The sequence below is a fragment of the Stutzerimonas stutzeri genome, from assembly GCF_002909485.1.
Classification (GTDB): Bacteria; Pseudomonadota; Gammaproteobacteria; order Pseudomonadales; family Pseudomonadaceae; genus Stutzerimonas; species Stutzerimonas stutzeri_AH.
Genome location: NZ_PPXG01000004.1, coordinates 337241 through 350524 on the forward strand (window position 1 = coordinate 337241; position 13284 = coordinate 350524).

Sequence of the window (13284 nt, forward strand, 5' to 3'; positions counted from 1 at the left end):
AGGGCAGCCGATTCGGATCCGAGGGGAGACAAGCGCATACGGGTAGGCCAGAGGCCTGAAGGCAAGGCGGCGGTGATGCTTCGACTTAAGCGGCGATCGACTGGTCGCGGACATGCCGCGACCGCCTCCTTGCGAGGGGCGCGGAGTCTATTAGGGAGCTAAGCATATGGCAATCACCGTCTGCCGCGAATTCGGGCTGGCGTGCCGCTCGGACTATCTGTGACTGCCTTTGGGGGCGGGACAGCAGCCCGATTCCAAGTCCTTGAGGATTGGGCAGTCCGGCCGGTCGTTCCCCTGGCAGGTATCGACCAGCTGTTGCAGGGTGTCGCGCAGGCCTACCAGCTCATCGATTTTCTGGTTGAGCGCATCGATATGGGCGCCTGCGAGGGCTTTGACGTCGGCGCTGGCTCGCTGGCGGTCCTGCCAGAGGGTGAGCAATCTGCTCACTTCGTCCAACGAGAAGCCCATGTCACGCGACCGTTTGATAAAGGCGAGGCGATGCAGGTCTTCTTCGCCATAGTGACGATAGCCATTGGCACTTCGCCCGGCAGGGGCGATCAGGTCGATGGACTCGTAATAGCGAATCATCTTCGCCGAAAGACCACTTTTCTTCGCTGCTTGGCCAATGTTCATACGGACTCCTGGCATGTCGGTAATGGCTGGCAGAGTGCCGCCCGCTTTGCTGGCGTTCGAAGCGAGGGCAGGACCATTACTCTTCTGGTTTCCAGCGTTTGAGCAGCAGGGCGTTGCTCACCACGCTGACGCTCGACAGCGCCATCGCTGCACCGGCTACCACTGGGCTGAGAAAGCCGAATGCGGCGAGCGGAATGCCCACCAGGTTGTAGATGAAGGCCCAGAACAGGTTCTGCTGGATCTTGCGGTAGGTGCGCCGGCTGATCTCCAGCGCCGCCGGTACCAGGCGTGGGTCGCCACGCATCAGGGTAATGCCGGCCGCATGCATGGCTACGTCGGTACCACCGCCCATGGCGATGCCGACATCCGCCGCAGCCAGCGCCGGCGCATCGTTGATGCCGTCGCCAACCATGGCCACCACTGCGCCGCCCTTTTTCAGTTCCGCCACGGTGGCGGCCTTGTCCGCCGGCAGCACTTCGGCATGCACGTCGTCGATATGCAGCGCTTCGGCCACCACGCGGGCGCTGCCGCGGTTGTCGCCGGTGATCAGGTGGCTGCGGATGTGCCGCGCCGCCAGCGCGGCAATGGCCGCTGCGGCGCCGTCCTTGAGACTGTCGCCGAAGGCGAACAGACCGAGGATACGCGGCTCCGGCGAGTGTTCCACCAGCCAGGAAAGGGTTCGGCCTTCGGCTTCCCAGCGCTGGGCGGTGTCCAGCAATTCGTCTGGCTGCAGGCCGTACTCTTCGAGCATGCGCCGGTTGCCCAGGGCCAGTTGCCGGCCGTCTAACGTTCCTGTAATGCCGCGGCCGCTCAGGGCTTGGCTCTTCTCAACGGCCGGCACCGCGATGCCTTCAGCTTCGCAGCGCTCCAGGACGGCGCGTGCCAGCGGATGTTCGCTGCCGCGCTGCAGTGCGCCGGCCAGGCGCAGTATCCGGGTGTCGTCGCCGTCCACGGCATGCAGGTGGATGATCTGCGGTTTGCCCGAGGTGAGCGTGCCGGTCTTGTCGAAGGCCACGGCCGTGACCGCATGGGCGACTTCCAGCGCCTCGGCGTCCTTGATCAGAATGCCGTGGCGTGCGGCCACGCCGGTACCGGCCATGATCGCCGCCGGAGTGGCCAAACCGAGGGCACAGGGACAGGCGATTACCAGCACTGCCACGGCGTTGATCAGCGCAACCTCGGCCGGTGCGCCAGCGAGCAGCCAGCCGATCAGCGTGACGACGGCGATCACCAGCACGGCCGGGACGAACACCTGGCTGACCTTGTCCACCAGCTTCTGGATCGGCGCCTTGGCCGCCTGGGCGTCTTCCACCAGGCGGATGATCCGCGCCAGCACGGTCTCGCCACCGAGCGCCGTGGTGCGCACCAGCAGGCGCCCCTCGCCATTGATCGCGCCGCCGGTGATGCGATCCCCCGGCGCCTTTTCGACTGGCAGGCTTTCACCGCTGATCAACGCTTCATCGGCCTGGCTTTCGCCTTCCACCACTTCGCCGTCCACCGGGAAGCGCTCGCCGGGCTTGACCAGCACCAGGTCGTCCAGGCGCAGGGCAATGATGGCGACGTCTTCCTCGCGGCCGTCGATCACCCGAGTCGCTCGGTCCGGACGCAGGGCTTCGAGCGCGCGGATCGCCGCGCTGGTCTGGCGTTTGGCACGGCTTTCCAGGTACTTGCCCAGCAGCACCAGAGCGATCACTACTGCCGAGGCCTCGAAATACAGGTGCGGCATCTGCCCGGCAGGCGTCGCCCACCACTGGTAGAGGCTCAGGCCGTAGCCGGCGCTGGTGCCGATGGCGACCAGCAGATCCATATTGCCGGCACCAGCGCGCACCGCCTTCCAGCCGGCCACGTAGAAGCGTGCGCCGAGGATGAACTGCACCGGCGTGGCGAGCAGGAACTGGATCCATGGCGGCAGCATCCAGTGCCCCCCGAACAGCTCGCCGAACATTGGCAGCACCAAGGGTGCGGCCAGCAGCAGGCCCGCAATTACCGCCCAACGTTCGCGCTGCAGGCGTCGTTCGGCATCCTCTGCAGAGCGCTGTTGGTCGCCGGCGCGAGCCGTGTAGCCAGCTGCCTCGACGGCCTGGATCAGCACGCCGGGGTCCGGCATACCGATCAACTCGACATGTGCGCGCTCGCTGGCCAGGTTCACCGTAGCGCTGCGTACGCCGGGCACCTTGAGCAGCGCACGTTCGACCCGGCCTACGCAGCTTGCGCAGGTCATGCCTTCGATATTCAGTTCGATGCTCTGCAGCGGTACGCCATAGCCGGCCTTTTCCACGGCCGTGATTAGCGTTGCCAGATCAACGTCCCCGCCATCGATGCGCACCTGTTCGTTGGCCAAGTTGACGCTCGCTGCGGCGACACCCGGCACCTTGAGCAGGGCGCGCTCGACACGGCCGGCGCAGCTGGCGCAGGTCATACCGCTGACTGGCAGCGTATGGGTGGCGCTGGACATGGCATTGGACTCCTTGGATTAGCGACGGCTGCAGGGTCGACCTTAACCCTATGGCAAGGTCAAGACCATGATCTGCGACAGCAGGTACCTTGACCTTGCCCGGGTGGCAAGGTCGAAAATCGGCGCATTCACCAGTCGAGGAGAAAGACGATGCAAGTATTCAATGTGAGCGGAATGACCTGCAGCCACTGCGAGCGTGCCGTGACCCAGGCCATCCAGGCGCTGGACCCGCAGGCCCAGGTGCAGGTGGACCTGGTGGCAGGAACCGTGCAGGTACAGAGCAGTGCCAGCGAACAGGCGATCCGCGAGGCGATAAGCGAAGAGGGTTATCAGGTGAGCTGATCGCTCAGCCGGCGAGCTGGTCGGGATCGTCCGGCCAGTCGCGGACCAGACCGCGGAATAACGGGTCGATCAATGCCTTGGTATCGACCTCCGGTGCGAACAATTCGGTGTCGCGCGTCCAGTCGGTGAACAACCCGACCACCATGGCATGCAGCGAGAGTGCAGCAAGGCGCGGCGTTACGCCGGGACGTAAGCACGCCGAGGCATTGCGCAGTAGGTTCTCGCACAGGTCGATGAACTGATTGATGAACGCGTGGTGGCGCTCTTCGGCTTCGCGCAGCTCATCGGTGAACTCGCACTTGTGCAGCAGGATGGTGAAGATCCGGCGCTTCTGCTCGTTGCTTGCCAGCGCGCTGATGGCCTCGACCGTCAGGTTGCGCAGGGCGATCAGTGCCAGCAGCGGTTGTTGCTGATTGCAACTGCACAGGCGCTCGGTCATCTGCTCAGGCGGCAGACGAATCTGGTTGAGCATCTCGTGGAACAGGTGCGCCTTGTTCTGAAAATGCCAGTACACCGCGCCGCGTGTCACACCGGCGTCGCGGGCAATCTGGTCGAGGCTGGTGTGGGCCACCCCCTTGTCCAGAAACAGCCCCTCGGCAGAGGCGAGGATGGCGATACGGGTTTTCTCGGCTTCTTCTTTGGTTCGGCGCATGGGCAGATTCAGGCAGATGACGGCTGCTACGGGCGTCCAGCAGCAATGGAGGCGGCCAGTGTAACGGTGCATCTCGTCGTGATGCATGTTTACAAACGGCGGTGTATGTAACAGCATCTTGCATGCCGGTGTAAATGCCCGCGCACGGTCGATGTCCAATGGATGCCCTCGGCCACGTCTCCATTTCAGCTTGTGAGCCTCTGATGTCTCTGCGGATTCTCCTCATACTGGGCGCGCTCAGCGCGTTCGGTCCTTTGGCTATCGACATGTACCTGCCGGCCTTTCCCTTGCTGGCGGAGTCCTTCGATACCAGCGTCGACCACGTGCAGCTTTCGCTGGCGGCCTATTTCATCGGCTTGGCCATCGGCCAGCTCGTCTACGGGCCGCTGGCCGATCGCTACGGGCGGCGCGGGCCACTGCTGATCGGCGTGGTGCTGTTCACCCTGGCTTCGCTGGCCAGCGCCTTTGCGCCGTCCATGGACTGGCTGATCGGTGTGCGTTTCGTCCAGGCGCTAGGCGGCTGTGCCGGCATGGTGGTGGCGCGTGCCGTGGTGCGCGATCTGTGCGACCCGATGACCAGCGCCAAGGTGTTCTCCCAGCTGATGCTGGTCATGGGCCTGGCCCCGATCCTCGCGCCGGTGGCGGGTGGCGCGCTGCTGGCGTCGTTCGGCTGGCCGTCGATCTTCATCCTGCTGACACTGTTCAGCGCGATGTGCCTGGTGGCGGTCACGCTCTGGCTGCCGGAAACCTACCCGGCGGGACTGCCGCGCCAGCCGATGTCCGGTGCGCTTGGGCAGTATCTGCGGTTATTCCGTGATCGGTTCTTTATCGGCCATGTGCTGACCGGCGCGCTGTGCATGGCCGGCATGTTCGCCTACATCACCGGCTCGCCGTTCGTCTTCATCGAGCTGTATGGCGTCAAGCCCGAGCACTTCGGCTGGCTGTTCGGCGTCAATGCGGCGGGCTTTATCCTCATGGCGCAGGTCAACGTACGACTGGTGCGCTGGCGTGGGCCGGAGTTCTGGGTGCGGCGTTGGGTGTGGTTCTTCTTTGGCAGTGCACTGGCGCTGTTGGCGGTGGCGGCGGCGCAGCCCGAATCACTCTGGCCGTTGCTGATCCCGCTGTTCTGCTGCGTGTCCTGCCTCGGCTGCCTGTTGCCGAACGCCACGGCTTGCGCCATGGCCGACCAGCGTGCCAATGCCGGCAGCGCCTCGGCCCTGCTCGGCAGCATGCAGTTCACCATCGCGGCCATCGCTGCATCCGCGGTGGGGGCGTTGCACAACGGCACGGCAGTGCCGTTGGCGGCGATCATCAGCCTGTGCGGCCTGCTGGCGACGATCGTGGCTTACACCACCGCGCGCGCCAGCACGGAATGACTGTCAGGCGCTGAGTGGCAGAGGATGTGGCGCCTGCAGGCGGCGATGCAGGGTTTCGACAAAGGCGCGTGCCTCGGCTTCGCTGCGGAAGGTGATTTTCTGCCGGTCAAGGCATACCTGCCAGGCGCTGTCGGGGTAGGGCGTCAGGGGGCGGACCAGAATATTCATGGCGATCTCCTCGTTAGACGGTGCACAGTCTAGGCGCTGCCATGGCTCGCGAGACGAGCCATGGTGTCGCATGCCGCCGGTCTGACTTCAGTAGGCCAGGCGCGCGTCCAGGCTGTTCTGGGCCAGGCGGCGGGCCTGTTCTTCGGTCATCCCCAGGCTCTCGTGCAATGCGACGAAGTTCTCCGTCACATAGCCGCCGAAATAGGCTGGGTCATCGGAATTCACCGTGACCTTCACGCCCTGTTCCAGCAGGTCGAGGATGTTGTGCTGGCGCATGTCGTCGAACACCTTGAGCTTGGTGTTGGACAGCGGGCAGACGGTCAGCGGAATTTGCTCCTCGATCAGCCGGGCGATCAGCTTCGGGTCTTCGGCGGCACGCACGCCGTGGTCGATGCGGCTGACCTTGAGCAGGTCCAGCGCCTGCCAGATGTATTCCGGCGGGCCTTCCTCACCGGCGTGGGCGACGGTCAGCAGGCCCTCGGCACGTGCCTTGTCGAACACGCGCTGGAACTTGCTCGGCGGATGTCCGACCTCGGAGCTGTCCAGACCGACGGCGAAGAAGGCGTTGCGATAGGGCAGCGCCTGTTCCAGGGTCTTGAAGGCTTCCTCTTCCGGCAGGTGACGCAGGAAGCTGAGGATCAACCCGCTGCTAATGCCCAGCAGTTCGCGACCGTCGGCCAGTGCGGCGCTGATGCCGTTGAGCGCCGCCTCGAACGGCACGCCACGGTCGGTGTGGGTTTGCGGGTCGAAGAAGGGTTCGGTGTGTACCACGTTCTGCTCTTCGCACTTCTGCAAGTAGGCCCAGGTCAGGTCGTAGAAATCCTGCTCGGTGCGCAGCACGTCGGCGCCGGCGTAGTAGAGGTCGAGAAATTCCTGCAGGTTGCCGAAGTCGTAGGCGCTGCGCAGGGCTTCGACGTCGTTCCAGGGCAGGGCGATCTTGTTGCGCTCGGCGAGGCGGAACATCAGTTCGGGTTCCAGCGAGCCCTCAAGGTGCAGGTGGAGTTCGGCCTTGGGCAGATTGTTGAGCCAGTCTTGCATCGCGAAATTCTCGTCTTTCGGGTGTGCGGGCATTCTATCGGCGGGTTGGAGCAACTGATATGCCAGCTGGCCAGTTTGTACTCGCCTAACAATGTTGCATGACAGTCGAATGACCAAGGTGTGGTCATTGGGGCGATTTGGCGATTAATTGACCAACGGTCTGCAGCCCAGTTCTGACGGGCGCTGGCGAGGTTGTTCCCAACGTTATCCACAAAGTTCTCCACGCAAATCGGGCATAACCTCGAGCTGGCAGAACGCGATTGATGGCAAAACGTCAGTAGCCGACCGTCCAGCCAAAAAACACAGTAATTCAAGTGCTTAACGCACTCCGATGGGGCGCTCGGGTGGTTTTGATCAAAAAGTGTGCAGTTTTCTGAAGCGCCCGCAGCAAGCGCTTTCCAGGCGGCCATACAATTGTTATCCACAATTGCGTCCACAGTATTTGTGGGCAACGGCGTGTCTAGTTCAAGGTTTCCAGCTGGCTGCGCCCGCGGGTGATATCAGCGAGCAATCTTTCCAGCGGCTGCAGCTGAGCGGCGGGAAGGGCAAGCTCCAGGGTCGCGCCTTCGGCATCGAAGTGCTCGGCTTCCAGCAGCGCGTCGAACTCTGCCAGGCGTGCTTTGAACAGCGCCAGCTCGGCGAAACGGCAATGACAACGGCAGCGCGAGCGCGACACCAGCTCGCTGCGCTCGCCAGCCTGCAGGCATTTGGCCGTGGTGCCGCCATAGGCACGGGCGAGGCCGCCGGTGCCGAGCTTGATGCCGCCGAACCAGCGGATCACCACCACCGCAACCCGGTCGAAATCCTGTCCTTCGATGGCGGTGAGCATCGGCCGACCCGCCGTGCCGCCCGGCTCGCCGTCGTCGCTGAAGCGGTACTGGCTGCCGATTTTCCACGCCCAGCAGTTGTGCGTGGCGCCGGGGTCGCTGACTGACTGGATGAACGCTTGCGCTTCTTCCGCGCTTTGCACAGGGGCAGCCTTGGCCAGAAAGCGGCTCTTGCTGATGACTTCCAGCAATTCGCAGGGCGCGGACAGGGTGAAGGGCATGGCAGATACGGCGTCGCTGATGGTGTACGGGCCGCCATTGTAGCGACGCAACGGCCGCTGCGCTGTGCCTGTGCGGCCGAGGCCATCCGGCGAATGGTATGAACTTCCGCGGAGCTGTTGGCCCCTTAACCAGATAGGTGCGGTTCGCACACGGCCGTGTTTGAGCCTTGTGAAACCGTTTCCGCTGGCACACCAGATGGAGGAGAACCCATGCTCAATTCCAGTTACCAGTCATGCATCCAGGCCTGTTCAAATTGCGCACTGGTCTGCGAGACCTGCGCGGCATCCTGCTTGCGCGAAGACGACGTGAAGATGATGGCGCGCTGCATCGAGCTCGATCGTGACTGCGCAGATATGTGTGCGATGGCGGCAGTGCTGATGACCCGCGACAGCGCCTACGCCAAAGCTTTCTGCAAGCTCTGCGCACAGGTCTGTCGCGACTGCGCCGAGGAGTGCGGCAAGCACAAACACGACCATTGCCAGGCCTGCGCCGAAGCCTGTCGCAAGTGCGCTGAAGCGTGCGAAAAGATGGCCGCCTGATCGGTCGTTGGTTGGGAGGGTCGCAGCCGCGGTTGTTGGCCCTCCGGCTTCAGGCCAGCCAGTCCAGCGTCAGAATCAGACGGCGCTCAGCCGTTGTCGCTTGCGGCGAGCGATGAATGATCCCGGCGCCTTCGTTACCCAGCCATTTCTCCCCCTTGAACAACGCCACGTCTCCAACCCCGAGCTGCTGGATGGCAGCCGGATCAGTCGGTTCGGCTGCCGGATCGCCCAGGCGCCGACGCTGCATGCCGCCCTCATGAAGCCATTCGCTACCTGCGCCGGCGTAGGTGGTGATCAGCCGCAGCGGTACATGATCGACGTGAAAGCGCGGGCACATGGGTTTGTCCAGCACGCGCAGGCGCAGGCCGATACGCCGCGCGTCGACCAGGCAGCTGAACGCCCGCACGAGCCAGGCGATGTCGGCGACGAAACCGGCATGGCCGGACAGGTCCCGATAAGCAGCGGCCAGGGTTGGTAGCTGCACCTCGTCTTCGTCGACGGGTTCGAGGGTCAGCGATTCGGCCAGCGGCTCGCCCAGGGCCAGGAGTGTCTCGGCGAACTCGGCAATGTGCAGCGGCAGCTGGCGCTGCCATACGCTGAGGTTGACGCCGTCGTTCAGCGCTTCGCCGAGTACTGCCGGGGTGTCGCCCAGCAGCTGGCGCGGCTGTGGGCGGATGATCTGCTGCGCCAGCATCAGGCGACTTGCTCGTGCCAGGGGCCGAACGGGTCCGGCAGGCGCAGCCAGCCGGTGGCGCCCACTGCCCACTCGCTGTCGTTCAGCAGGCAGGCGTCGAGTTCGCGGCGCAGCTGGTCGAAGTTGATGTTCTGCCCGATGAAGACCAGCTCCTGACGGCAATCGCCGAACTCGCCACGGCATTTGGCCAGGATTGCCGTGCGGCTTTCGCTGTCGCTCGGCCAGGCCGATTCAGGGGTGAAGTGCCACCAGCGGCCGGCATAGTCGTAGCGCATCAACCCACCGGCCTGGGACCAGCTGCCTGCCTCTTCTGGCCGGGTGGCCAGCCAGAAAAAGCCTTTGGAGCGCAGCAAACGGCCGTTGCTCCATTCGCGATTGAGGAAGTTGTAGAAGCGTTGTGGGTGGAACGGCCGGCGCGCCAGGTAGGCGGTCGAGGCGATGCCATATTCTTCGGTTTCCGGCACATGCTCGCCGCGCATTTCCTTGAGCCAGCCCGGTGCCTGGGCGGCGCGCTCGAAGTCGAAGCGACCGGTGTCGAGGATGCTTGCGAGCGGCACCTGGCCCATGCTCATCGGCAGGATCTCGGCATGGGTGTTGAGCCGGCCGAGGATGGCGGTCAGCTCTTCGCGCTCGGCGGCGGAAATCAGGTCGATCTTGCTGATCAGGATGACGTCGGCGAACTCCACCTGCTCGATCAGCAACTCGGTGACCGAGCGCTCGTCGTCCTCACCAAGGGTTTCGCCACGGTTGGCGAGGCTCTCGGCCTCCTGGAAGTCGCGCAGGAAATTAACCCCGTCGACCACCGTGACCATGGTATCCAGCCGTGCAAGATCGGCCAGGCTCTGGCCCTGCTCGTCGCGGAAGGTGAAGGTTTCGGCCACTGGCAGTGGCTCTGAAATGCCGGTGGACTCGATCAACAGGTAGTCGAAGCGACCCTCACGGGCGAGCTTGCCGACTTCCTCGAGCAGGTCCTCGCGCAGGGTGCAGCAGATGCAGCCGTTGCTCATCTCGACCAGCTTTTCCTCGGCGCGATTGAGGCTTACACCGCGCTGCACCTCGTTGCCGTCGATGTTGATCTCGCTCATGTCGTTGACGATCACCGCGACGCGGCGGCCTTCGCGGTTCTTCAGAATGTGGTTGAGCAGGGTGCTCTTGCCGGCGCCGAGAAAGCCGGACAGGACGGTAACGGGGAGGCGGTTCATGGCAGTCTCTCAGGCGGATCGTTGGTGTTTTTCGCGCTGTTCCTGGCGTTGTTTCGCCTCGATGGACAGCGTCGTGGTGGGGCGCAGCAACAGCCGCTGCAGGCCGATGGGTTCGCCTGTTTCGGCGCACCAGCCGTATTCGCCGCGGGCGATGGCATCCAGTGCGTCGTCGATCTTGTCCAGCAGCTTCTTTTCCCGCTCCAACACGCGCAGCTGCCACTGGCGCTGCTCTTCGGCACTGCCGATGTCGGCTGGATCGCTGCTGGGTTCAACTTCGCGCAAGGCGTCGAATTCCTCGGCGATGCGGCTCTGCAATTCCTGGCGCTGTTGCAGTAGCAAGTCGCGGAAGAAAGCCTGTTGTTCGGCGTTCATGTACGCCTCGGTGGGTTGGGCGAGAAGTTCGGCTTCGGTCATGAGCGGGTGCCCGGCAAGATTGATTGTTTAGTTATAACATAACATTTGCGATCGGTACGAGTGCGTGTCGGGTAGTGGCGGGCGTTGCGCAAAGGATGGGTAGGCTTGGATCGGTGTACGAGGATGTTGCGATAGCGGTCTTTTCGCCGGTTGGGGCGAGTTGGCGCGCTCTGGTGGGCTGAAGCCCACCCTACGAGGGATGCGACGTGGAGCGCAGGCACAGAAAGCTTTGAGGCTTTGTAGGGTGGGCTTCAGCCCACCGCATTCACCACCGCGGATGCGCCCAAGCCCGCCCGATGGGAGAGCATTCGTTTGCTCAGCTGCTTGAAAGGCCGTGGTAGTTGCGGCCGAAGTAGACCAGCGCATCGCTGCTGTCACGGCGGTACACGGCGAGCACTTCGCAATAGAGGATGTCGTGGGTGCCGACGCTGGCGCTGTGGCTGATACGGCAGTCGAACGAGACAGTCGCGCCGTCGAGCAGCGGCGAGCCCGTCGCCCCTACACTCCACTGCGCCGCTGCGAATCGCTCGGCCATGGGCGTCTTGCCGCCGAACAGGTTGGATAGGTCCCGCTGTGCGCCGGCCAGGGTGTTCACGCACAGCTGCCCGTTGGCGGTGACGATCGGGTGCGCCGAGGCGCTGCGGTTCAGGCATACCAGCAGCGTCGGCGGTTCGTCGGTGACGCTGCACACCGCGGTGGCGGTGAAGCCGGCGCGCCCGCTAGGGCCGTCAGTGGTAATGATGTTGACCGCCGCGGCCAGGCGCGCCATGGCGTCGCGATAATCCTGACGAATCACTGGAGCGCTGAATTGACTGGTGGTTTCGCATTGAGCCAGTTGCATGGTCGTTTCTCCATCAGGCAAGAACGCAGGCCCGGTCGAAGGGCAGGCGTGGCAGGCGGTCGCGCAGCTTGCTGGCGTCGCCGTAGCCGAGGTTGATCAGCAGGTTGGATTTCCAGCTCGTGCCGGCGAAGAAGGCGGCATCCAGCGCCTTGCCGTCGAAGCCGGACATTGGTCCGCAATCGAGCCCCAAAGCGCGGGCAGCGAGGATCAGATAACCGGCCTGCAGCGAGCTGTTGCGCAGCGCGTTCTCGGTGATCAGCGCCGGCTGCCCGGCGTACCAGCTGCGGGCGTCGGCAAAGGGGAACAGCTCCGCCAGGGTTTCCGGAAAGTCCTCGTCATAGGCGACGATCACCGTGACCGGCGCGGCCATGGTCTTTTCCAGATTGCCCTTGGACAGGCAGGGCGCGAGCTTTGCCTTTCCCTCCGGCGTGCGTACGAAGACAAAGCGGCCGGGGCAGCTGTTGACCGCAGTGGGGCCGAGGCGGACGTGCTCGTAGAGTTGTTCGAGCAGTGCGTCCGGCACCGGCTTGTCCAGCCAGGCGCTGTGGGTGCGGGCCTCGCTGAACAGCGTTGCGAGGGCATTCAAGTCGATGGGGGCGTGCATGTTCGGGTCCTCAGGCTGCTGCGACCTGGCCGCATTGCTCGGCAAGATGGTCCAGCAGGATCTGGTTGAAGGGTTCGCTGTCGCTGACGCTGGACGCGTGGCCACCGTAGTTCAGCAGCGCCAGCTGTGCGTTGGGCATGACGTCGGCCAGGTGCTGCGAGCGCTGCCAGGGCACCAGCATGTCGTCGCGGTTGGCGATCAGCAGGGTCGGGGTGGTGATGCGCGGCAGCTCGGCCTCGATATCGAAGGCCAGCAGCGCCTCGATGCGCCGCACCAGATTCATCGTCGGCGGAAAGTGCGCCAGTGCATGGGCATCGTCGCGTGCTAGTCGCTCGCTATTGGCAGCGATCCAGTCGGCCGGGTAGAGGAACAGCGACTGCGCCTGCACATAGGCTGCCGGGCCACTGTCGTGCAGCAGTTTCAGGCGCACCGCGAAACAGCGCGCGCTGTGCGGGTTGGGGCTGCCCCAGGCATTGATCGGCACCAGGCTCTGCAACAGCTGCGGCCGCAGCAGCGCAATCTGCATGCCGATTAGCCCGCCGAGGGCATGCCCGATGAAGTGGCAGCGGCGGATGCTCAGGGTGTCCAGCAGCTCCAGTAATTCCACTGCCATGGATTCGATGGAATAGCCCGCCGGCAGGTTCGCCGGACTCTTGTTGGTCCCCAGCTGATCGTAGACCAGCACCCGGTAGTCCTGGGTCAGAGCGGGCAGCTGCGGCGTCCAGAAGGCGCCGGCGCCGCCGAGGCCGGAGCTGAGCACCAGGGTTGGCGCATCCGGCTCCATGCGGCCGTGAAGTTCGTAGTGCATGTCATACCTCCGCGGGGTCGAGATGCGGGCCGCCGGCGCGACCGGACGGCCCGCCCTGCAGGCGCTATTGGCCGACGTGGGCGATGCTGGCGATCTCGATCAGCGCATCGGGCTTTACCAGCCCGCATTGAATGCAGTAGCGCGCGGGCTTCTCGCCGGGGAAGAACTCGGCGTACACCTCGTTGACCTTGGCGTAGTTGGCCCAGTCGGTGAGCATGATCATGTTGAAGGTGACGTCGTCCATGCTGCCGCCGGCGGCTTCGACGACGCCCTTGATGGTTTCCAGCACATGGCGGGTCTGCGCGGCGGCGTCGCCGACGTGGACCACGTTGTTGTCCTTGTCGAAGGGCAGGGTGCCGGAGACGTAGACCACGCCATCGGCCATGGAGCCGGGCACGTAGGGGGCGAGCGGTTTGCCGGAGCCGGCGGGGATGATGGATTGCTTGGGCATGTCGTTGATTCCTTGCAA

The 13284-nt window shown here is 64.3% G+C and carries 16 protein-coding genes; 3 read left to right on the top strand and 13 right to left on the bottom strand.

Annotated elements, in window-relative coordinates:
• Positions 1-213: 213 nt before the first annotated feature.
• Both cueR and CXK91_RS11890 read right to left on the bottom strand, forming a co-directional pair.
• Entirely contained in the window at positions 214-633 is a 420-nt protein-coding gene (cueR, locus tag CXK91_RS11885; RefSeq protein WP_103456271.1) for a Cu(I)-responsive transcriptional regulator, read from the bottom strand.
• A 76-nt stretch (positions 634-709) separates the two neighbouring features.
• Positions 710-3088 carry a heavy metal translocating P-type ATPase gene (locus tag CXK91_RS11890; RefSeq protein ID WP_103456272.1) on the bottom strand — a complete coding sequence of 793 codons (2379 nt, stop codon included), beginning with the start codon at positions 3086-3088 and terminating at the stop codon, positions 710-712.
• A gap of 150 nt (positions 3089-3238) precedes the next feature.
• Between CXK91_RS11890 and CXK91_RS11895 the strand changes: the two genes are divergently transcribed.
• Positions 3239-3430 carry a heavy-metal-associated domain-containing protein gene (locus CXK91_RS11895; protein ID WP_103456273.1) on the top strand — a complete coding sequence of 64 codons (192 nt, stop codon included), beginning with the start codon at positions 3239-3241 and terminating at the stop codon, positions 3428-3430.
• A 4-nt stretch (positions 3431-3434) separates the two neighbouring features.
• On the opposite strand, the gene CXK91_RS11900 is transcribed toward CXK91_RS11895, so the two are convergent.
• Positions 3435-4082: a TetR family transcriptional regulator gene (locus CXK91_RS11900; protein WP_103456474.1), complete on the bottom strand. Its 648-nt coding sequence runs from the start codon at positions 4080-4082 to the stop codon at positions 3435-3437.
• 203 nt (positions 4083-4285) lie between these two features.
• Here CXK91_RS11900 and CXK91_RS11905 point away from each other — a divergent pair, with 203 nt between their 5' ends.
• Positions 4286-5458: a Bcr/CflA family multidrug efflux MFS transporter gene (locus CXK91_RS11905; protein WP_103456274.1), complete on the top strand. Its 1173-nt coding sequence runs from the start codon at positions 4286-4288 to the stop codon at positions 5456-5458.
• Between the two features lie 3 nt (positions 5459-5461).
• Here CXK91_RS11905 and CXK91_RS22715 read toward each other — a convergent pair whose 3' ends face one another.
• The 3 genes from CXK91_RS22715 to CXK91_RS11915 all read right to left on the bottom strand — a co-directional run bounded on the left by CXK91_RS22715 (position 5462) and on the right by CXK91_RS11915 (position 7712).
• Positions 5462-5626 (bottom strand): hypothetical protein, encoded by a 165-nt coding sequence (locus CXK91_RS22715; RefSeq protein WP_181003945.1) that lies wholly within the window; start codon positions 5624-5626, stop codon positions 5462-5464.
• Between the two features lie 87 nt (positions 5627-5713).
• Positions 5714-6664 carry an adenosine deaminase gene (locus CXK91_RS11910; protein WP_103456275.1) on the bottom strand — a complete coding sequence of 317 codons (951 nt, stop codon included), beginning with the start codon at positions 6662-6664 and terminating at the stop codon, positions 5714-5716.
• A 460-nt stretch (positions 6665-7124) separates the two neighbouring features.
• The gene (locus CXK91_RS11915; RefSeq protein ID WP_103456476.1) at positions 7125-7712 is read right to left on the bottom strand and encodes an IMPACT family protein; all 588 of its coding nucleotides are present in this window, start codon (positions 7710-7712) and stop codon (positions 7125-7127) included.
• A 210-nt stretch (positions 7713-7922) separates the two neighbouring features.
• Here CXK91_RS11915 and CXK91_RS11920 point away from each other — a divergent pair, with 210 nt between their 5' ends.
• Positions 7923-8252 (top strand): four-helix bundle copper-binding protein, encoded by a 330-nt coding sequence (locus CXK91_RS11920; protein ID WP_103456276.1) that lies wholly within the window; start codon positions 7923-7925, stop codon positions 8250-8252.
• A gap of 49 nt (positions 8253-8301) precedes the next feature.
• Here CXK91_RS11920 and CXK91_RS11925 read toward each other — a convergent pair whose 3' ends face one another.
• The 7 genes from CXK91_RS11925 to rutC all read right to left on the bottom strand — a co-directional run bounded on the left by CXK91_RS11925 (position 8302) and on the right by rutC (position 13266).
• Positions 8302-8946: a DUF1826 domain-containing protein gene (locus CXK91_RS11925; protein ID WP_103456277.1), complete on the bottom strand. Its 645-nt coding sequence runs from the start codon at positions 8944-8946 to the stop codon at positions 8302-8304.
• Positions 8946-10148 carry a zinc metallochaperone GTPase ZigA gene (gene zigA, locus CXK91_RS11930; RefSeq protein WP_103456278.1) on the bottom strand — a complete coding sequence of 401 codons (1203 nt, stop codon included), beginning with the start codon at positions 10146-10148 and terminating at the stop codon, positions 8946-8948. The genes CXK91_RS11925 and zigA overlap by 1 nt, the downstream gene beginning before the upstream one ends.
• Positions 10149-10157: 9 nt before the next feature.
• Positions 10158-10562, bottom strand: a complete 405-nt coding sequence (dksA, locus tag CXK91_RS11935; protein WP_103456279.1) for an RNA polymerase-binding protein DksA — start codon at positions 10560-10562, stop codon at positions 10158-10160.
• Positions 10563-10878: 316 nt separating this feature from the next.
• Positions 10879-11403 carry an NADH-dependent FMN reductase RutF gene (gene rutF / locus CXK91_RS11940; RefSeq protein ID WP_103456280.1) on the bottom strand — a complete coding sequence of 175 codons (525 nt, stop codon included), beginning with the start codon at positions 11401-11403 and terminating at the stop codon, positions 10879-10881.
• 13 nt (positions 11404-11416) lie between these two features.
• Positions 11417-12007, bottom strand: a complete 591-nt coding sequence (locus tag CXK91_RS11945) for a malonic semialdehyde reductase (RefSeq protein WP_103456281.1) — start codon at positions 12005-12007, stop codon at positions 11417-11419.
• 10 nt (positions 12008-12017) lie between these two features.
• The gene (rutD, locus tag CXK91_RS11950; RefSeq protein ID WP_103456282.1) at positions 12018-12815 is read right to left on the bottom strand and encodes a pyrimidine utilization protein D; all 798 of its coding nucleotides are present in this window, start codon (positions 12813-12815) and stop codon (positions 12018-12020) included.
• Positions 12816-12879: 64 nt separating this feature from the next.
• The gene (rutC, locus tag CXK91_RS11955) at positions 12880-13266 is read right to left on the bottom strand and encodes a pyrimidine utilization protein C (protein ID WP_102832700.1); all 387 of its coding nucleotides are present in this window, start codon (positions 13264-13266) and stop codon (positions 12880-12882) included.
• Positions 13267-13284 lie beyond the last annotated feature (18 nt).